At 66.3% G+C, this 19,842-nt stretch carries 15 protein-coding genes and 2 pseudogenes; 12 read left to right on the top strand and 5 right to left on the bottom strand.

Features of this window, described 5'->3' with window-relative positions; translation table 11 throughout:
* The first annotated feature begins 203 nt into the window (after positions 1 to 203).
* The 4 genes and pseudogenes from M9902_RS00835 (at position 204) to arsC (ending at position 3,112) form a co-directional block, all read left to right on the top strand.
* A complete protein-coding gene (locus M9902_RS00835) occupies positions 204 to 938 on the top strand; it encodes an FKBP-type peptidyl-prolyl cis-trans isomerase N-terminal domain-containing protein (RefSeq protein ID WP_297170165.1) in 735 nt (244 codons plus the stop codon).
* A 149-nt stretch (positions 939 to 1,087) separates the two neighbouring features.
* Positions 1,088 to 1,902, top strand: a pseudogene (locus M9902_RS00830) (CoA pyrophosphatase).
* Positions 1,902 to 2,747, top strand: a complete 846-nt coding sequence (locus tag M9902_RS00825; RefSeq protein ID WP_297170163.1) for a sulfurtransferase — start codon at positions 1,902 to 1,904, stop codon at positions 2,745 to 2,747. The pseudogene M9902_RS00830 and the gene M9902_RS00825 overlap by 1 nt, the downstream one beginning before the upstream one ends.
* A gap of 2 nt (positions 2,748 to 2,749) precedes the next feature.
* Positions 2,750 to 3,112 carry an arsenate reductase (glutaredoxin) gene (gene arsC, locus M9902_RS00820; RefSeq protein ID WP_297220483.1) on the top strand — a complete coding sequence of 121 codons (363 nt, stop codon included), beginning with the start codon at positions 2,750 to 2,752 and terminating at the stop codon, positions 3,110 to 3,112.
* Positions 3,113 to 3,219: 107 nt separating this feature from the next.
* Here arsC and M9902_RS00815 read toward each other — a convergent pair whose 3' ends face one another.
* From M9902_RS00815 to M9902_RS00800, 4 genes and pseudogenes are all read right to left on the bottom strand, one after another.
* Positions 3,220 to 3,987, bottom strand: a complete 768-nt coding sequence (locus tag M9902_RS00815; RefSeq protein ID WP_297220481.1) for an enoyl-CoA hydratase/isomerase family protein — start codon at positions 3,985 to 3,987, stop codon at positions 3,220 to 3,222.
* A 320-nt stretch (positions 3,988 to 4,307) separates the two neighbouring features.
* A complete protein-coding gene (locus M9902_RS00810) occupies positions 4,308 to 4,724 on the bottom strand; it encodes a thioesterase family protein (RefSeq protein WP_297170156.1) in 417 nt (138 codons plus the stop codon).
* Positions 4,725 to 4,756: 32 nt separating this feature from the next.
* A pseudogene (gene uvrA / locus M9902_RS00805) lies at positions 4,757 to 7,615 on the bottom strand (excinuclease ABC subunit UvrA); the annotation flags it as partial.
* Between the two features lie 209 nt (positions 7,616 to 7,824).
* Positions 7,825 to 9,837 (bottom strand): multicopper oxidase domain-containing protein, encoded by a 2,013-nt coding sequence (locus tag M9902_RS00800; RefSeq protein ID WP_297220478.1) that lies wholly within the window; start codon positions 9,835 to 9,837, stop codon positions 7,825 to 7,827.
* Positions 9,838 to 10,121: 284 nt separating this feature from the next.
* Here M9902_RS00800 and rplU point away from each other — a divergent pair, with 284 nt between their 5' ends.
* The 3 genes from rplU (at position 10,122) to obgE (ending at position 11,939) form a co-directional block, all read left to right on the top strand.
* Positions 10,122 to 10,439: a 50S ribosomal protein L21 gene (gene rplU / locus M9902_RS00795; RefSeq protein WP_297170149.1), complete on the top strand. Its 318-nt coding sequence runs from the start codon at positions 10,122 to 10,124 to the stop codon at positions 10,437 to 10,439.
* A gap of 12 nt (positions 10,440 to 10,451) precedes the next feature.
* On the top strand, positions 10,452 to 10,712 hold the full coding sequence (gene rpmA, locus M9902_RS00790; RefSeq protein ID WP_297170147.1) for a 50S ribosomal protein L27: 261 nt from the start codon (positions 10,452 to 10,454) through the stop codon (positions 10,710 to 10,712).
* 183 nt (positions 10,713 to 10,895) lie between these two features.
* Positions 10,896 to 11,939: a GTPase ObgE gene (gene obgE / locus M9902_RS00785; RefSeq protein ID WP_297220475.1), complete on the top strand. Its 1,044-nt coding sequence runs from the start codon at positions 10,896 to 10,898 to the stop codon at positions 11,937 to 11,939.
* An 84-nt stretch (positions 11,940 to 12,023) separates the two neighbouring features.
* Here obgE and rpsT read toward each other — a convergent pair whose 3' ends face one another.
* A complete protein-coding gene (rpsT, locus tag M9902_RS00780) occupies positions 12,024 to 12,293 on the bottom strand; it encodes a 30S ribosomal protein S20 (protein WP_297170143.1) in 270 nt (89 codons plus the stop codon).
* Positions 12,294 to 12,502: 209 nt separating this feature from the next.
* On the opposite strand from rpsT, the gene murJ reads away from it, so the two are divergent.
* The 5 genes from murJ to ispH all read left to right on the top strand — a co-directional run bounded on the left by murJ (position 12,503) and on the right by ispH (position 19,826).
* A complete protein-coding gene (murJ, locus tag M9902_RS00775) occupies positions 12,503 to 14,095 on the top strand; it encodes a murein biosynthesis integral membrane protein MurJ (RefSeq protein WP_297220981.1) in 1,593 nt (530 codons plus the stop codon).
* Between the two features lie 84 nt (positions 14,096 to 14,179).
* Positions 14,180 to 15,133, top strand: coding sequence for a bifunctional riboflavin kinase/FAD synthetase (locus M9902_RS00770; RefSeq protein WP_297220470.1), 954 nt, complete (start codon positions 14,180 to 14,182; stop codon positions 15,131 to 15,133).
* 59 nt (positions 15,134 to 15,192) lie between these two features.
* The gene (ileS, locus tag M9902_RS00765) at positions 15,193 to 17,982 is read left to right on the top strand and encodes an isoleucine--tRNA ligase (RefSeq protein WP_297220979.1); all 2,790 of its coding nucleotides are present in this window, start codon (positions 15,193 to 15,195) and stop codon (positions 17,980 to 17,982) included.
* A 385-nt stretch (positions 17,983 to 18,367) separates the two neighbouring features.
* Positions 18,368 to 18,877, top strand: a complete 510-nt coding sequence (gene lspA, locus M9902_RS00760) for a signal peptidase II (RefSeq protein ID WP_297170140.1) — start codon at positions 18,368 to 18,370, stop codon at positions 18,875 to 18,877.
* Between the two features lie 10 nt (positions 18,878 to 18,887).
* The gene (gene ispH / locus M9902_RS00755; RefSeq protein WP_297170138.1) at positions 18,888 to 19,826 is read left to right on the top strand and encodes a 4-hydroxy-3-methylbut-2-enyl diphosphate reductase; all 939 of its coding nucleotides are present in this window, start codon (positions 18,888 to 18,890) and stop codon (positions 19,824 to 19,826) included.
* Positions 19,827 to 19,842: the final 16 nt, after the last annotated feature.

Raw genomic sequence — 19,842 nt, 5'->3', positions numbered from 1 at the left:
TGCTGGAAATTGCTGGAAATTGCGGAACTTCCCCGGCCGGCATTGGTCGCAGTGAAGCCTCAGTAGCCGTTCAGGGCCGCGAACTGTATCCTATCGTGTCCCGCAGGCGGCTTGCCGCCCGGTGCAGGCAAACCCATCCGGCCTCGGCCGGTTTTTTCCATCCCGGCCGCGTGCGCGGTCACGATCAACGAATGAGGTTCTGGATGAAGTTTCATGCACTCGCTGCCAGTCTGGTGGCCCTGACCCTGAGCGCCGGCGTGGCTACCGCGCAGACCCAGACCGCTCCGGCGGCGGCTCCCCGTCCGGCGACGGCGCCTGCGGCCCCGGCCCTGCCGGTGGTCGACAAGACCCACGCCAGCTACGTGATGGGCTGGAACCTCGGCCAGGAACTGCGGGTCGGCGGCGAGCCGATCGACATCGCCACCGTCGTGCGCGGTCTGCAGGATGCGTTCGGCAACAAGCAGCCGGCCTATACCGAAGACCAGCTGCGCACCGCCTTCACCGGCTTCCAGGCGCGCATGGAAGCCAAGGCTCAGGCCGCCTTCCTCAAGGCGCTGGAAGACAACAAGGCGCAGTCCGCCGGCTTCCTCGCCCAGTACAAGGCCCAGCAGGGCGTGTTGACCCTGCCCAGCGGCGTCATGTATCGCGTCGTCAAGCCCGGCACCGGCGCCAAGCCGACCGCCAACAGCGAGGTGACGATTGCCTTCCGCAGCTTCCTTGCCGCGGTCGGCACCCCGCTGAGCAACGTCCAGACGCCGCCGCCGTTCAAGGTATCGCAGGCGCCGATCCCGGCGATCAAGGACACCCTGCCGCTGATGCAGCAGGGCGCGGTCTGGGAAGTCGTGATTCCGCCGGGCGCCGCGCTGGGTGCGGGTCAGAATGCCCAGTTCGCGCAGCAGGCCATTGCCCTGCAGATCGAGCTTGGCGCGGTGAAGTGATGTGGCAGGCGGGTCCGCGTGCGGACTCGCCGTGATCGGGAAGTCGCCCGCAGTTTCGGGCGGCCTCCATCGGGAACCTGCCCAGGCAAACCTGTCGATGCGCCGGCCCCGTGCCGGCGTATCGCGTTTCGGGAGCGTTGATTTCGTCCATGAGTGAACCGGTTGCCATCCTGAGTCCTTGCACGGGCATTTGCACCCTCGGTGCGGATGGCCTGTGCCTGGGCTGCCTGCGCAGCGGCGATGAGATCGCGGCGTGGCTGGCGCTGGACGATGCGGAACGCCGGCACATCATGGATGTGGTTGTTCCAGAGCGCGCCGCGCAGCGTGCACTCCCATGAGCGACGTCGACACCCTCGCCAGGCGCCTGCGCCGCGCCGCCCATCCTCTGGATGCGCCACCGACGGCGGCGCCGTGGAACCTTGCGGAATTGGAGGGGCTGCCGGTGGCGGCCCATCCGCGTCCGGCCGCGGTGCTGATCGGGGTGATTCCACGGCCGGCCGGCGCCGGCGTCCTGTTGACCCGGCGCACCGAGCGGTTGCGCCATCACGCCGGCCAGGTCAGTTTCCCCGGCGGCGGGATCGACCCGCTCGACGCCAGCCCGGCCCAGGCGGCGCTGCGCGAGGCCAACGAGGAAATCGGACTGCCGGCGGGACAGGCACGGCCGCTGGGCTATCTCGATCCGTACCTGACCGTCACCGGCTATCGCGTGCTGCCGGTGCTGGCAATTGTCGAAACCGGGTTCTCGCCGCTCGCCAATCCTGCGGAAGTGGCGGATGTGTTCGAGGTGCCGCTGGATCTCCTGCTCGATCCACGCCGGCTCGAAGCGGTCGAAATCAGCTTTGCCGGTCGCCCGCGCCATGTGCTGCAATACCGGTATGCTGCGCATCGGATCTGGGGCGCGACGGCCTCGATCCTGTACAACCTTCGCGAACGACTCGCGGCCGTGGATCAGGGAGAAGCGTGATGGCCGGGTGGACGACCTTGGTGCAGGCGGATGTCTTGTCGATGGCGTTGGGGCGTTCCGACCTGGTCATCGTCGACTGCCGTTTTTCCCTGCTCGATCCCAACCAGGGCGAGCAGGCGTGGCTGCGCGGGCGGATCCCGGGCGCCGTGTATGCGCACCTGGAACGCGACCTGTCGGACATCTCCCAGTTCGGCCACGGCCGCCACCCGTGGCCAAGCGAAAAACTCTTCCTGGAGCGCCTGCGTCGCTGGGGCGTGACGCCGACCTCGCAGGTCATCGTCTACGACGACAACGACGGCGCGATCGCGGCGCGGCTGTGGTTCATGCTGCGCGTCATGGGCCATGAGAAAGTCGCCGTGCTCGATGGCGGCTGGACCGCCTGGACCTCGCTCGGGCTGCCGGTCTCCACCGCACCGTCGCCGCCGGGGGCTTCGTTCATCAGCGGGAGCTTCGATGCCAGCCGCTTGCTCGATGCCAACGGCGTGGCGGCCCGTCTGGCGGTGGACGATCTGCTGCTCGACGCCCGCGCCGCGGCGCGCTTCCGCGGCGACGAAGAACCATTGGACCGGGTGGCCGGGCACGTGCCCGGCGCGGTCAACCGGCCCTACGCGCTGAATCTGGAAAACGGGCGCTTCAAGTCGCCGGTGCGGCTGGCCGCGGAGTACCGCGAGCTGCTGCAAGGCCGCGACCCGTCCGAGGTGGTGATGATGTGCGGCTCCGGCGTGACCGCCTGCCACAACCTGCTGGCGATGGAGCGGGCGGGGCTGAAGGGAGCGAAATTGTTCACCGGCTCGTGGAGTGGCTGGATCGCCGACCCGACCCGACCGGTGGCGACGGGAGACTGAAGATGGTGGACAAGACGCAGCGGGTGGAGATCTGGCACCGCCCCACATGCAGCAATTCGCGCGGCGCGCTGGAGATTCTCCTTGAAGCCGGCATCGAACCGGTGATCGTGGATTACGTCAACAATCCGCCCGACAAAACGCGCCTGAAGAAGGCGATCAAAGACGCCGGACTGCGCGTGCGCGATGCGATCCGCAGCAAGGAACCCGAATACCAGGCGCAGGGCCTGGGTGATCCCGCCCTGAGCGACGACGCCCTGCTGCAGGCGATGGTGGACACGCCCAAACTGATCAACCGCCCGTTCGTCTTCACCGCCAAGGGCACACGCCTGTGCCGCCCGCCGGAGACCGTGCTGGAAATCCTCTGAAGCCGGGCGACGGTTTCTCGTAGAAGCACCGCAGGGGTGCGATTGATATCGCGGCTGCCTGGATGCGTCGCGATTCGCACCCCTCGGCCAGTGGCCTCGGTGTGCTCCTACTTCCCGATCCGCGCCAGCATGGCTTTCAGGCCGGCTTGGGTGTCGGGACGTGACCAGGCGGTGATGAATCCGCTCAGGCCGATGCGCTCGGGCGCCAGCGCATCGACCACGTCGCGGCGGGCGATGGCGCGGGTTTCCAGCATCGGCTCGCGTGGCAGTTGCAGCAGTTCGCCCAGCCAGGCGCGGGCGCGGGTCTCGACGTCGGCACTGGCAGCCAGTTCGTCGACCAAGCCAATCGCCAGTGCTTCCGTGGCCTCCGGCATGTGGCCGGCCACCAGCAGGCGTTCGGCGCGGTGCGGGCCAACCACGCGGGCGAGCAGCGCCTGGATGCCTTCCGGGGCGACCAGCCCGACCTGGGTCTCGTTGAGGCCGATCCGGAACGGGCCTTCGGCGAAGATTCGGTAATCACAACACAGGGCCAGCACGCAGCCGCCGGCGGGTGCGTGCCCGGCCATCGCCGCGACCACCGGCACCGGGCAGGTGGCCAGCGCGCGCGCTGCTTCGAAAAAGGCTTCCCAGGCCTGCGCCAGCGCGGTCTGGTTTTCGCCGAGACCCAGCAGGTAGGGCACATCCAGGCCCGCCGAAAACACCTTCGCGCCGCCGGCCAGCACGATGCCGCGCGCATCCGCGGCGATCGCCGCGTGCAGGGCCGTGGTGAGTGCCGCGCACAGTGTCGGATCCAGCGCATTGACCGGTGGCCGCGTCATCCGGATCTGGTGGATGTCGCCGTGGACGGTGGTTTCAATCAGGGCGCTGGATGGCATGTGCGGGTCTCGATGGCCGGATGCTCAATGATACGGATGCGCAGGGTGGGATAGGACGACTGCTGCGTCCAGATCTGACGCGGGAACAACCGGCGCCATGGATGGCGTGCCCAGAGACACGCCGGAAACGCGGCACCCGAATCGGACACAGGGACACGCCGGAAACGCCGGAAACGCCACGTCCGAACCGGCCACAGGGACACGCCGCAAGTACATCCATGTAGGCTAATCGGCGCCATCCATGGCGCCGATTGTCCCTGTGTCCGGTTCGGACGTGGCGTTTCTTTCTCAACAAGCGGCCCGGGCCCGGCAGGCTTCCGTCAAGGCTGCGCCAGCAGTTTCCCCGCCGCCCGCCGCACGCAATCCGGCAGGTCCGTCGAGCGGCCGCTGCGGCGGTCGATCCAGACCGCAACCACGTTGCCGTCGCAGTACAGGCGGCCGTCTTCGTCCACGATACGGTGGCCGATCACCACGCTGCGCGTGCCCAGCCGGTCGGTGAACAATTCGACGAACACCTTGGACGGGTATTCGATCGGGCGCTTGAAGTTCAGCGTGGCCGAGGCCACTACCGGCGCGAAGTCCTCGGTCACCCACGGCTCGCCGATGCTTTCGAACCACTCGATCCGCGCCTGTTCGAGGAAGGTCAGATAGCGCGCGTTGTTGACGTGGTTGAACGCATCCAGGTCACTCCAGCGCAGCGGCAGAAGCATCCGGAATATGGGGGATGTCTCGTTCACGCGTGCTCCCTGGGTTCACTGGTTGCGTTGACTCGGGATTTGACGCGTGGCCGCAGCAGCGGGGCGAGGTAGCGGCCAGTGTGGGAGACGGGGTTGGCGGCAACCGTCTCGGGCGTTCCGGTGGCGATGATTTGTCCGCCGCCATTGCCGCCTTCCGGGCCCAGATCCACAACCCAGTCCGCGGTCTTGATGACATCGAGGTTGTGTTCGATGACGATGACGGTATTGCCCTCGTCGCGGAGTCGGTGCAATACCACCAGCAGCGCTTCGATGTCGTGGAAGTGCAGGCCGGTGGTGGGTTCGTCGAGGATGTACAGGGTGCGGCCGGTATCGCGCCGCGACAGTTCCTTCGACAGCTTCACCCGCTGCGCCTCGCCGCCGGACAGCGTGGTCGCGCTCTGGCCGAGCTTGACGTAGGACAGGCCAACGTCCACCAGCGTTTCGAGTTTGCGCGCGATCGACGGCACCGGCTCAAACAGGTTCAGCGCGTCTTCCACCGTCATTTCCAGCACGTCGCGGATGCTGTGGCCCTTGTAGCGGATCTCCAGAGTCTCGCGGTTGTAGCGCTGGCCGTGGCAGACGTCGCAGGGCACGTACACGTCGGGCAAGAAGTGCATTTCGACCTTGATCAGACCGTCGCCCTGGCAGGCTTCGCAGCGACCGCCGCGCACGTTGAAGGAGAATCGCCCCGGCGAGTAGCCGCGCGCGCGCGCCTCGGGCGCCTGCGCGAACAGCTCGCGCAGCGGTGTGAACAGGCCGGTGTAGGTGGCCGGGTTGCTGCGCGGGGTGCGGCCAATGGGCGATTGGTCGATCGCCACCACCTTGTCGAACAAGTCGAGCCCGACGATCTCGCCAAACGGCGCCGACGTGTGCGAAGCGCCGTTGATCTCGTTGGCCGCCAGCGCGTACAGGGTGTCGTTGATCAGGGTGGATTTTCCGGAGCCGGACACCCCGGTGATGCAGGTGAGCAGGCCGGCCGGGATTTCGAGGTCCACCTGCTTGAGATTGTTGCCGCAGGCGCCCTTGAGCTTGAGCATCCGCCTGCGGTTGGGCGGGTTGCGGTGGGCGGGCACGTCGATCTTCAGTCGGCCTGACAGGTATTGCCCGGTCAGCGAACGCGGCGCTTCCAGCACGTCAGCCAGATGTCCCTGTGCGACCACCTCGCCACCGTGGACGCCGGCGCCGGGGCCGATGTCGACGATGTAGTCGGCCAGCCGGATCGCTTCCTCGTCGTGTTCGACCACCAGCACGGTATTGCCAAGGTCGCGCAAGCGGGTGAGCGTGGCCAGCAGGCGTGCGTTGTCGCGCTGGTGCAGGCCGATGCTGGGCTCGTCGAGCACATAGGTGACGCCGACCAGGCCAGCGCCGATCTGGCTGGCCAGGCGGATGCGCTGCGCCTCGCCGCCGGAGAGTGAATCGGCCTGGCGTTCCAGGGTCAGGTAGTCGAGGCCGACATCGACCAGAAAACCCAGCCGCTCGCGGATTTCCTTGACGATCCGGGTGGCGATTTCACCGCGCCAGCCGGGCAGGGCAAGGCCCTTGAAGAAGTCCAGCGCTTGCCCGATCGGCAGCACCGCGATTTCCGGCAGTGGCTTGCCGGCCACGAACACGCTGCGCGCCTGCCGGTTCAGCCGCGCGCCGCCGCAGTCGGGGCAGGGGCGCTGGCTGATGTATTTGGACAGCTCCTCGCGCACCGCCGCGCTTTCGGTTTCGCGGTAGCGGCGTTCCAGGTTCGGCAAGATGCCCTCGAAGGCGTGTTTGCGCTGGATCTTGCGGCCGCTTTCGCTGATGTATGTGAGGTTGACGGCTTCCTCGCCGCTGCCGTTGAGCAGGATGTCGCGGATGCGTTCGGGAAGGTCCTGCCAGGGCATGTCCACGTCGAAGCCGTAGTGACGCGCCAGCGAGGTGATCATCGAAAAATAGTAGGCGTTGCGGCGGTCCCAGCCGCGCATCGCACCCGCCGCCAGCGACAGCTCCGGGCGCGCCACCACCTTGTCGGGGTCGAAGAACTCGGCCACGCCCAGCCCGTCGCAGGTTGGGCAGGCGCCGATCGGCGAATTGAACGAAAACAGCCGCGGTTCGAGTTCCGGCAGCGAGTAATCGCAGACCGGGCAGGAATAGCGCGAGGAGAACAGCAGCGGCGGGCGGGCGGGTTCGTCCATCGACTGCACCAGCGCGATGCCGCTGCCGAGCTTGAGCGAGGTCTCGAACGATTCCGCCAGCCGTTGACGCAATTCGGCGCGCGGCTTGAAGCGATCGATCACCGCCTCGATGGTGTGCTTGACCCGCAGCGCCAGCGGCGGCACCGCGTCGATTTCGTGGATCGCCCCGTCCACCCGCACCCGCGTATAGCCCTGCGCGCGCAGCTGGTCGATCACCTGCACATGCTCGCCCTTGCGCTCACGGATGACCGGGGCGAGCAACATCCAGCGTTGCTCGGCCAGATCCGGGTCGGCTTCCAGCGCCAGCACCGCATCGACCATCTGGCTGACGGTTTGCGCTTCCAGCGGAAAACCGTGGTCGGGGCAGTGCGGCGTGCCCACCCGCGCATACAGCAAGCGCAGGTAGTCGTGGATCTCGGTGATCGTGCCGACGGTCGAACGCGGGTTGTGGCTGGTGGATTTCTGCTCGATCGAAATCGCCGGTGACAGCCCTTCGATATGGTCCACGTCCGGCTTGTCCATCACGCTCAGGAACTGGCGCGCGTAGGCCGACAGTGATTCCACGTAGCGGCGCTGGCCCTCGGCGTAGATCGTGTCGAACGCCAGCGACGACTTGCCCGAACCCGACAGCCCGGTGATCACGATCAACTGATCGCGCGGCAAGTCGAGGTCGATGTTCTTGAGGTTGTGCGTCCGTGCGCCGCGGATGCGGATGAAATCGAGGGCCATCGTCGTGGATTCGGGAAGCGACCGAGCAGTTTAGCGCGTCGGGCATGTTCGGCGTGACGCCGTGTTCACTCGACAACGCAACAGAACCAGCCGCGTCATGCCGGCGCAAGCCGGCATCCATTTCGATTCTTCAATGCAGCCGGAGAACCAAATGGACCCCGGCTTTCGCCGGGGTGACGATGTAAGCGGTTCACGGCGAATGGGGATCCTCAATGCGCGTGACCGCCGCCGGCCGGTGTCGGTGCTGGCGCTGCCGCCGGTGTTCCGCGAACCCGTTTCACCTCGTCGGCCGTGATCGGCCTGCCCTGGTTGCCCCAGGAGGTGCGCTCGTGATTGGCGATGTCGGCAATGTCGGCATCGTTCAGGGTCGAGGCGAACGGAGGCATTGCGCCCTGATAGTTGACGCCGTCGATCGCCTCACCGTGCATGCCGTTCAGGATGACGCTGATCTGCTTGGTCGGATCGGGAGCGAGCACCACGGCATTGCCCTTGAGCGGCGGGAACATGCCCGGCGTGCCTTCACCGCTGGGCTGGTGGCAGGCGCTGCAATTGCGGTTGTAGAGTTGTTCCGCTTTCGCCGGGTTGAACGCATACGGGCCGGTCGCCTGCGGCGGCGGTGGCGCCGGGGTTGCCGAGCGCGTGATCGGCGGCTTGGCGTTGCCCACGTCGCCTACGGCCAGCACGCCCACCGCGCCCAGTTCCAGATGCGCCATCGAATGATCGACGAACGGGTAGTGGCCGGCCTCGTCCAGGGTCAGATCGAATACCGCGCCTTCACCCGGCCCCACGCTGTAGGTGGACACGCCATCGATGGCCTGGGCCGGATTGCCGCCCGGATAGACCTTGTCGAAGATCGCGCCGATCACGTGGAACGCGCTCCACAGGCTCGGGCCGGCGTTGACCACGTACATCCGCACCAGATCGCCGGGCCTGGCGGTCAGCGGATGGTCGCGGTACTGGAACGCCACGCCGTTGAACACCACTTCGTCCGGCTTGATGTCCAGCATCTTCTGGTAGTTGCCCGCCATGACCTGGCCGGACACCTGTTGGGTGTACCACTCGCCCTGCACCAGCACATAGCTTTCGGCGGCCGGCGGCAGCGGGATGGCCGGATCGACGATCATCGCGCCGTACATGCCATTGCCGATGTGCAACAGCACCGGCGGGGTGCCGCAGTGGTAGAGGAAGGCGCCAGCCACCTTCGCTTCGAAGGTGAACTCGATCGACTCGCCGGGCATGATGTCAACGTAATGCAGGTTCGGCGGCGTGATCGCCGAGTGGAAGTCGATCGAATGCTGCATGCTGCCGTTGTTGGTCAGCACCACCTTCACCATCTGCCCTTGACGGACATGGATCACCGGGCCGGGCACCGATTTGCCGAAGGTCCACGCCTGGTATTGCACGCCGCTGGCGATCTCGATGTTGTCGTCGGACACGCCGATCCGGATCTCCGCGGTATCGCCCGCGGGCACCGGCGGCAATCGCGCGTCACGCGCTTGCGCCACCGGGTTGGCGGACGCCAGTGCCAGTGGCGATACCGCGGCGGCCGCGGCAGCCGGACTGGCGGAGCGCACGTTCAAGGCACTGTGCAGCCCGGCCAGCAGCAGCGCGGTCAACAGCAGCACGCCCGCCAAAGCCGGCGCCTGCACCCGCCAGGACAGGTGCTGCACCTGTTCGGGGCGCACGTCCGGATTCCACTCCGACAGCCTGCGCCACGTCGGCCAGCGCTGTTCGATCAGGTAGTCCAGGCTGTACGGGCTCGGCCCGGAGCGCATGTTGATGACGATCAGCGCGGCGAAGATCAGCACATAGCTCAGCGCCGCGCCGATGTTGCTGGCGCCCACCGAATACGGCCCACCGAAACCCTCGGCCGTGCTCCAGATCAGCAGGCTGAACAGGATGCCGATGATGTAGGTGAACTTGCGGGCGATGCCAAACAGCAGGGCGACGGCCAGCAGCACTTCGGCGATCCGCGTCGCCCACACGAAGAAGGTCACGTTGGGCGTCACCAGCGCGATCCACATGCTGAACCACCACGCCGACCAGGCCGGTTGTCCGGTCGCGGCATTGTGCAGATAGCCCACGTAGTTGTTGGCGAAATCGGCGCTGAAGGTCAGCGCGGCGCCAACCGCCCAGATCATGCCGAACGCCACGCGCAGCGCGGTGCCGGCCATCGCCGGCCAATTGGAATTGGCCGAATTCCGGCCCTCGGTTTCCGTCATGGGATGCCTCTTGATGTGAGCTCGAATTCGATCGCGCAGCGGCATGTCGCAGCGCGAAGACGCACTCAGTCTAGGCAGCCAGCGTGACGGTCGAGTGCATGGCCTCGCGCCGGGCGTGAAACCGGCAGGGCGCCCGGGCCGCCTGCAACAATCGCGGCCACAGCCAGCGTTTGACCATAACTCGATGAATCGGCTACAATTCCGCTTCTGTCCGCCCTCGATGGCGGGCAGGGCTCGATCACGAGCACCCAAGAAGAACGACAGAACCCACGAGGAAACCTTTCATGTACGCAGTACTGGTCACCGGCGGCAAGCAATACCGCGTGATGCAGGGCGAAACGCTCCGCGTCGAACTGCTCGAAGCCGAAGCCGGCAGCGAGATCAAGCTGGACAACATCCTGATGCTCGGCGATGCCGATGGCATCAAGCTCGGCGACGCGCTCAAGGGCGCCTCGGTCACCGCGAAGGTCGTCGGCCACGGCCGCGCCGACAAGGTGCGCATCGTCAAGTTCCGCCGCCGCAAGCACCATCGCAAGCAGATGGGCCACCGGCAGCACTACACCGAAATCCAGATCACCGGCATTGCCGGTGGCAGCAAGTAAGGAGACGCCGTCATGGCACATAAAAAGGCTGGTGGTTCGACCCGCAACGGCCGCGACTCGAATCCGAAGTACCTCGGCGTGAAGATCTACGGTGGCCAGGCCATCGAAGCCGGCAACATCATCGTGCGCCAGCGCGGCACCCAGTTCCATCCGGGCACCGGCGTCGGCCTCGGCCGCGACCACACCCTGTTCGCGCTCATCGACGGCACCGTGGAATTCTCCACCAAGGGCCCGAAGAAGCGCCGCACGGTCAGCGTCGCCGCCGCGCAGTAAGCGGCACGCGACACGCGCGAGAAGCCCCGCCGCGTGCGGGGTTTTTCGTTGTTGGAACGGTGATTGGTGATTGGTGATTGGTGATTCGCAAGAGCCAACAAACCTCGCTTCACTCCTAACCAAAGCTCTTTCCAATCACGAATCACCAATCACCAATCACGAACCCCGAATCACGGCCTTCCCATGAAACTCGTCGACGAAGTTGAAATCACCGTGACAGCCGGCAACGGCGGCAACGGTTGCGTCGGCTTCCGGCGCGAGAAGTTCATCCCGCTGGGCGGGCCGGACGGTGGCGACGGTGGTGACGGCGGCGATGTCTGGCTTGTCGCCGACGAGAACCTCAATACCCTGGTCGATTTCCGCCACCAGACCCAGTTCAAGGCCCAGCGCGGCGAGAACGGGATGGGCAGCCAGAAATACGGCAAGGCTGGCGAGGACTTCACCATCACGGTGCCGGTTGGGACCGTCGTTCACAACGTCGATACCGACGAAGTGATCGGCGATCTCACCGCGCACGGCCAGCGTCTGCTGGTGGCCAAGGGTGGCCAGGGCGGGCTGGGCAACATGCACTTCAAGAGCTCGACCAACCGCTCGCCCCGGCAGTCCACGCCGGGCGGCGAGGGCGAGAGCCGGTTGCTGCGCCTGGAATTGAAACTGCTGGCCGACGTCGGCCTGCTGGGCTTTCCGAACGCCGGCAAATCCACCTTCATCCGCGCGGTCTCGGCGGCGACCCCGAAGGTGGCCGACTATCCGTTCACCACGCTGTATCCGAATCTTGGCGTGGTCAGCGTGGAGCCGGGGCGCAGCTTCGTGATCGCCGACATCCCCGGCCTGATCGAAGGCGCGGCCGACGGCGCCGGCCTCGGCAGCCTGTTCCTGCGCCACATCCAGCGCACGCACCTGCTGCTGCATCTGGTCGATATCGCACCGATGGAATACGAAGGGCAGGGCGCGCTGACGCCCGTACAGCAAGTGCGTGCGATCGAAGACGAGCTGCGCAAGCACGACCCGGAGCTGCTGGAAAAGCCGCGCTGGCTGGTGCTGAACAAGGCCGATCTGATGTTCGAAGACGAGGCGCGTGCTGCAGCCGAAGCCATCGTTGCCGAGCTCGGCTGGAAGGAGCCGTGGTACCTGGTCTCGGCCATCGGCCGCGAAGGCACCTGGCCGATCGTGCTGGCCGTGCAGGCGTTCTTCGATCGTTTGCGCGAGGAAGCGACGGAAGCCTGATTCAAACCGCTCACAATGTACTGCACACAGCAAAAAGCCCGGCTTGCACCGGGCTTTTCAGCGTTGCATGCAACATGCGTGAACTCAGGCCGCCTTCAGCGCCTTGATCCGTGCGGTCAGACGCGACTTGTGGCGGGCGGCCTTGTTCTTGTGGATCAGGCCGCGGGCGGCGAAGCGGTCCAGCAGCGGCTGGGCGACGGTGAACGCCTCGGTGGCGGCAGCGGCGTCGTTGGCGTTGAGGGCCTTGAGCACTCGCTTGACGGCGGTGCGGAGCTGCGAGCGCTGGGCGACGTTGCGGGCATTGCGCACGACCATCTGCTTGGCGCGCTTCTTGGACGACTTGATGTTTGCCACGGGAAAATCCTGGATGCGTTGGAGGTAAAAAACCGGGTTTTGGCGTGCGGCGGCTCCGGCTGGCACAATGCCGCGCCGAATGTCGCTTTGGAAAGACTGCGAATTATGATGGATTCAACGGCTCGGGTCAACGATGCGTGCGCCCGCGTCCGCGCCGGCGCGGGGCGCCCGTGAGCCGCCCGGCCAAGGACAGCGGCAAGCCGCGCGGGATGCTGCGCGGGGTGGTCTCGTTCGGGGCCATGACCATGGTCAGCCGGATCTTCGGGCTGATCCGCGACCGCCTGATCGGCCACAACTTCGGCGCCAACGCGATGACCGACGCGTTCTGGGTCGCGTTTCGCATTCCCAATTTCATGCGCCGCCTGTTCGCGGAAGGCTCGTTCTCCACCGCCTTCGTGCCGGTGTTCACCGAGTTCAAGGAAACCCGCAGCAAGGCCGAACTGAAGGAGCTGATGGCGCGCACGGCCGGCACCCTCGGCGGGGTGCTGCTTGTCGTCACCGCGCTGGGGATGCTGGCTGCGCCCTTGCTGGCCTCGCTGTTTTCCAACCACGCCGAGCCGGTGCCGGGCCAGCAGGCGTTGATCGTGCGTCTGCTGCTGCTGACCTTCCCGTTCCTGCTGTTCGTCTCGCTAACCGCGCTGGCCGCCGGCGCGCTCAACAGCTACCACCGCTTCGGCCTGCCGGCGTTCGCCCCGATCATCCTCAATCTGTGCATGATCCTGGGTGCGATCTTCGGTGCACAGCTCACCGATCCGCCGATCATGACCCTGGGCTGGGCGGTGCTGGCGGGCGGGGTGCTGCAATTGCTGTTCCTGTTCCCGCAGCTGGCCCGGTTCGACCTGCTCAGCCTGCCGCGCTGGGGCTGGCGGCATGCCGGGGTGCGCAAGGTGATGACGCTGATGGTGCCGACCCTGATCGGCTCGTCGGTGGCGCAGATCAACCTGCTGTTCGACACCTTCCTCGCCGCCAAGCTCGCCTCCGGCTCGCAGAGCTGGCTGTCGACCGCGGATCGTTTCCTCGAACTGCCGCTGGGCGTGTTCGCAATTGCGCTGGGCACGGTGGTGCTGCCGACCCTGTCACGACACCACGTCAACGATGACCGCGCCGCGTTCTCGAAATCGCTGGATTGGGGCCTGCGCGCCACCTTCCTGATCATCGTGCCGGCGATGCTGGGGCTGATGCTGCTGGCGCTGCCGCTGGTATCGACCGTGTTCCAGACCGGCAAGTTCGACAAATTCGCGGCGGAAATGACCGCGCTGTCGGTGTTCGGCCTGAGCTTCGGGCTGCCGGCGTTTGCCCTGGTCAAGACCGTGCTGCCGGCGTTCTATGCGCGCCAGGACACCAGGACGCCGATGCGTGCGGGGATTGCCGCGCTGCTGGCGAACATGCTGTTCAACGTGGCCCTGCTGGCGCTGTTGTACGTGCTGTACGTGCCGCCGGAAGCGCAGGCCAAGGGCGTCATGGCCGGGCTGGCCAGCACGCCGGGCCTGCATTTCGCGCTGGGGATCGCCTCGGCCCTGTCCAGCTATCTCAACCTTGGCTTGCTGCTGTATTGGCTGCGCAGGGCGCGGGTGTATGACCCGCTGCCGGGTTGGGGCCGGTTCCTGTCCAAGCTCGGAGTCGCCAATCTGGTGATGGCGGCGGCGGTGCTGGGCGGCCTGCAGCTGGCGCCGGCGTTTCCGGAGATGGGCCAGATGACGCGGGTGTGGTGGCTGGCGTCCCTGGTCGGTGGCGGCGCGCTGGTGTACGCGCTGGCGATGTTGGCGCTGGGCTTCCGGCCGCGCGATTTCCGCGAGCGCTGAAGCCGCCATGTTGCAGCGCAGCTATACTTCCGGACATTCTTCCGAACTGCTGTTCTCGGCCCCTCGTGGCCGGGGTTCCCATCGATGACCCTGTTGTTTCGTGACGCCATCGGGCGGGTGCTTTGCCCGCAAGGCAGCGTGGTCTGCATCGGTGCGTTCGACGGCCTGCATCTGGGCCATCGCGCACTGATCGACCGCGCGGTCGCGCGTGCGCGTGCGCTGGACGTGCCGGCGGTGGCGGTGAGCTTCGAGCCGCTGCCGCGTGAACTGTTTGCGCCAGCCGCCAAGCCTCCACGGTTGATGCTGGCTCACGACAAGGCCGCGGGCTTGCGGGCACTGGGTGTGGAGGGCGTTGGCCTGCTGCGTTTCAATCGCGCGCTGGCGGCGATGACGGCCGAGGACTTCGTGCAGCACTTGCTGGTACGGCGGCTGGCCGCGCGCGAAGTCTGGGTCGGGCCGGGCTTCCGTTTCGGTCACGCGCGCGGTGGCGATCTGGCCCTGCTCGACGCCATGGGCGCGCAGGCCGGGTTCACCGCGCATGCCATCGAGCCGGTGCTGCACGGGGGCGAACGGGTCTCCAGCACCCGGATCCGCACGGCGCTGGTAGCGGGTGGTTTTTCCGAAGCGACGACGCTGCTTGGGCGGCCCTACGCGATCAGCGGCCGGGTGGTGCGCGGGCGCCAGCTCGGGCGCACCTTGGGCTATCCCACCGCCAACCTGCGTTTCGCCGGCAAGACTCCGGCGCTGCGCGGCATCTATGCCACCCGCGTGCGTGGCGTCGCTGCTGCGCCGTGGCCATCGGTGTCGAGCTTCGGCACCCGGCCCACGGTGGACGGCGTCGAGCCGCTGCTGGAAGCGCATCTGTTCGATTTCGATGGCGACCTGTACGGGCGCCGGATCGAAGTCGAGTTCGTCGCCCACCTGCGCGACGAGGAAAAATTCCCCGATCTCGCTTCACTGACCGCGCAGATGCAGCGCGACGATGCGCAAGCAAGAGCCATCCTCCTTCAACACGAACCGCAGCGAGTGTTTGCGTGAGCGACCAGAGCGAAAACCCCTACAAGGCCACCATCCTGCTGCCGGACACCGCGTTCCCGATGCGCGGCGACCTGCCCAAGCGCGAGCCCGACACCTTGGCGCGCTGGGAGTCGGAAGGCTTGTATGCGCAGATTCGCAGCGCAGCCAAGGGCCGCCCGCAGTTCGTGCTGCACGACGGCCCGCCGTATGCCAACGGCGCGATCCACCTCGGCCATGCGGTCAACAAGATCCTCAAGGACATCATCGTCAAATCCAAGACGCTGGCCGGTTTCGATGCGCCCTACATCCCGGGCTGGGACTGCCACGGGCTGCCGATCGAGATCGCCATCGAAAAGAAATTCGGCAAGGTCGGCGTCAAGCTCGACGCCACCGAGTTCCGGCAGAAGTGCCGCGAATACGCGACCACGCAGATCGACGTGCAGCGCCGCGACTTCAAGCGACTGGGCGTGCTCGGTGATTGGGAGCATCCGTATCGAACGCTGGACTTCAAATACGAGGCCGATGAAATCCGCGCGCTGGCCAAGGTGGTCGACAACGGCCATCTGCTGCGCGGGGTGAAGCCGGTGTACTGGTGCTTCGACTGCGGCAGCGCGCTGGCCGAGGCCGAGATCGAATACCAGGACAAGACCTCGCCGGCGGTCGACGTGGCCTATGCCGCGCGCAATTCGCAGCAAGTCAGCCGCGCGTTCGGCAGCGAGCTGCCGGAAGGTGTGGAAGTCGCCATTCCGATCTGGACCACCACGCCGTGGACGCTGCCGGCCTCGCTTGCAATCTCGCTGGGGCCGGAGCTGGACTATGTGCTGGTGGAAGGCCCGGCCAAGGCCGATGGCACGCCGCGCTGGCTGGTGCTCGCACAGGCGCTGGCAGAGCAGGCGCTGGCGCGCTATGGCGTCGATACGCTGGTCATCCATGGCCGCGCAGTGGGCGAAAAACTTGAAGGCCTGGTGTTCGCGCATCCGTTCTATCCCGAGCGCGATATCCCGATCCTTGTCGGCGACCATGTCAGCGCCGAAGACGGCACCGGCGCGGTGCACACGGCGCCCGGCCACGGTCAGGAGGACTTCGCGATCGGCCAGCGCTACGGCCTGATCGAGCGCTATAGCGCGGCCCAGCTCAACCCCGTCGACGGACGCGGCGTGTACCTGCCGTCCACGCCGAAGGCGGGCGATGTCGATCTCACCCAGCTGCACGTGTGGAAGGCAAATGACGCCATCGTCGAGGTCCTGCGCGCCAGCGGAGCGTTGCTCGCATTTTCGAAGATCACCCACAGCTACCCGCACTGCTGGCGGCACAAGACCCCGGTGGCATTCCGCGCCACCCCGCAGTGGTTCATTTCGATGGAGCAGGCCGGCCTGCGCCGCGATGCGCTGGCCGCAATCGCAACGGTCAAGTGGTATCCGGAATGGGGCCAGGCCCGGATCGCCGGCATGGTGGGCGACCGCCCGGACTGGACGATCTCGCGCCAGCGCACCTGGGGCGTGCCGATCGCGCTGTTCGTGCACCGCGAAACCGGCGCCATCCATCCGCACAGCGTCGCCTTGATGCGACAGGTGGCCGACAGGGTGGAGCAGGGCGGCATCGATGCGTGGTACGCGCTGGACCCGGCCGAACTGCTGGGCACCGAAGCGGCGCAGTACGACAAGATCACCGACATCCTCGATGTCTGGTTCGATTCCGGCGTCACCCACGAATGCGTGCTGCCCGGGCGCGGCCTGGGCAAGCCGGCCGATCTGTATCTGGAAGGCTCCGACCAGCACCGCGGCTGGTTCCAGAGCTCGCTGCTGACCGGCGTGGCGCTGGACAAGGCCGCGCCGTACCGGCAGTGCCTGACTCACGGCTTCACCGTCGACGAGCACGGCCGCAAGATGTCCAAGTCACTGGGCAACGGCATCGAGCCGCAGGACATCATGGGCAAGCTGGGCGCCGACATCCTGCGCCTGTGGATCGCTTCCACCGACTACAGCAACGAGATGTCGCTGTCGCAGGAAATCCTCAAGCGCAACGCCGACGCCTACCGCCGCATCCGCAATACCGCGCGTTTCCTGCTTGGCAATCTGCACGGCTTCGAGCCGGCGCGGCACAGCGTTGCCGCCCAGGACATGGTGGCGCTGGATCGCTGGATCTTGCATCGCGCCTGGCAGGTGCAGGAGACCATCAAGACGGCTTATGCCGATTATGACTTCGCGCTGGTGGTGCAGACCCTGATGAATTTTTGCAGCGTCGATCTCGGCGCGCTGTATCTGGATGTCACCAAGGATCGCCTGTACACGATGCAGGAAGATTCGCGGGGGCGCCGCAGCGCGCAGTCGGCGATGTACCGCATCGTCGATGCCTTCGCGCGCTGGATTGCGCCGATCCTGAGCTTTACCGCCGATGAGCTGTGGGGCTACCTGCCGGGCCAGCGCGAGGCCAATGTGCTGTTTGCCACCTGGTCTGAAGAGCTCGCGCCGCTGGCCGACGATGCACCGCTGTCGGCCGCCGCCTTCGACAAACTGCTGGCGCTGCGTGAGCAGGTGACCCGCGCGCTGGAACCGCTGCGCGCCGAAGGCAGGATTGGCGCCGCACTGGAAGCGGAAATCGAATTGCGTTGCAGCGTCGCCCAGCAGAACCGACTGGCACCACTGGTCGACGAACTGCGCTTCCTGTTCATCAGCGGCGATGTGCGGGTGACGCCCGACGAGGATGCCGAGGGCGGAATCAGCGTGCTCGCCCAGCCGACGACCAAGCCGAAATGCGTGCGCTGCTGGCACCACCGCGAGGACGTGGGCAGTCACGCCGACCATCCGTTGTTGTGTGGCCGCTGCGTGGACAATATCGATGGTGCGGGGGAGGTGCGCAAGTGGTTCTGAGTTGAAACAACACCGGCTCACGCCCTTCGACAAGCTCAGGACGAACGGAGAAAGGGATCGTTCGTGCTGAGATGTCCAAATCCGCTCGTGCTGCGCTTCCAAACTCCGCTCGAGGTGAGCTTGTCGAACCATGAACGGATACGCGGAGATCCAGAAACTCCGTTCATCCTTCGACAGGCTCAGGACGAACGGGAGAAAGGGATCGTTCGTGCTGAGCATCCAAATCCGTTCGTGCCGAGCTTCAAAATCCGTTCGGCCGAGCATCTAAATCCGTTCGTGGTGAGCTTGTCGAACCATGAACGGGACACACAGAAACTCGTTTCGCCCCTTCGCCAGCGTCCAGATCAGGCTTCGACAAACCCATGGCAAACCGCCTGGAGACTTGATGCAATCCGCCACCAAACCCAACGCGCTGCCATGGCTGGCCATTTCGGCCCTGATCCTCGGCCTTGACCAGTGGTCGAAGGCCTGGGTGCTGGCTGCGCTGCCCGAACACACCGCGGTACCCGTGATCGACGGCTTCTGGAACTGGTACCGCACCTACAACACCGGTGCGGCGTTCAGCTTCCTCGCCGACGCAGGCGGCTGGCAGCAGTGGTTCTTCATCCTGCTGGCGTTCGTGATCAGCGGCGTGCTGGCGTGGATGCTGGCGCGCACCCCGCGCGGCGACTGGAAGCAGGCGCTGCCGCTGGCGCTGGTGATCGGCGGCGCGCTTGGCAACGTGATCGACCGCTTCCTGCACGGCCACGTCATCGACTTCATCCAGTGGTACGTCGGCAACCACTACTGGCCGGCCTTCAATATCGCCGACAGCGCGGTGGTGGGCGGAGCGATCGGGCTGGTGCTGGCTTCCGGCTTGACCTCAGGCAAGTCCAAACCCGGCAAGGAATCGTAAACTGAGCGCCATGGATGTCCTGCTTGCCAACCCGCGTGGCTTCTGCGCCGGCGTCGATCGCGCAATCGAGATCGTCAAGCGCACGCTGGAGATTTTCGGCGCGCCGATCTATGTGCGCCATGAAGTCGTGCACAACAAATTCGTGGTCGATGACCTGAAAAGCCGCGGCGCGATCTTCGTCGAGGAGCTGAGTGAAGTGCCGGACGGAGCGACCGTCATCTTTTCCGCCCACGGCGTCTCGCAGGCGGTGCGGCTGGAAGCCGAACGTCGCGGGTTGCGGGTGTTCGACGCCACTTGCCCGCTGGTGACCAAGGTGCATCAGGAAGTCGGCCGTCAGAACCGGCGCGGGCGCGACATGGTGCTGATCGGGCACGCCAAGCACCCCGAGGTCGAAGGCACGATGGGGCAATGGACCGCCGCCGGCCAGACCGGCAAGATCCATCTGGTCGAAAGCCTGGACGACGTGGCGACGCTCGAACTCGGCCAGCCCGACAACTGCGCCTACACCACCCAGACCACGCTCAGCGTGGACGACACCCGCGAGATCATCTCCGCCCTGCGTGCGAAATTTCCCGCGATCCAGGGTCCCAAACACGACGATATCTGCTATGCCACCCAGAACCGCCAGGACGCCGTGCGCGATCTGGTGCGCGGCGGCTGCGACGCGGTGCTGGTGGTCGGTTCGCCCAACAGCTCCAATTCCAACCGTCTGCGCGAACTGGCGCAGCGCGAAGGCGCCGCCGCGCTGTTGATCGACAGCGCCGACGAAATCAACCCGGCCTGGGTGGCCGCCCACAAACGCATCGGCGTGACCGCCGGCGCCTCGGCTCCGGAAGTGCTGGTGCAAGGCGTGCTGGCGCGGCTGCGCGACCTCGGCGCCCCGGACGTGCAGGAACTGCGCGGGGAGCCGGAAACCATGATCTTCGCCTTGCCCAAGGAACTGCGCTGACCTCGCGGCCCTTGGC

Source organism: Thermomonas sp., assembly GCF_023953935.1.
GTDB lineage: Bacteria > Pseudomonadota > Gammaproteobacteria > Xanthomonadales > Xanthomonadaceae > Thermomonas.
Note: the sequence above shows the minus strand (reverse complement) of the source record. Positions and strands in the feature narration are given on the sequence as shown.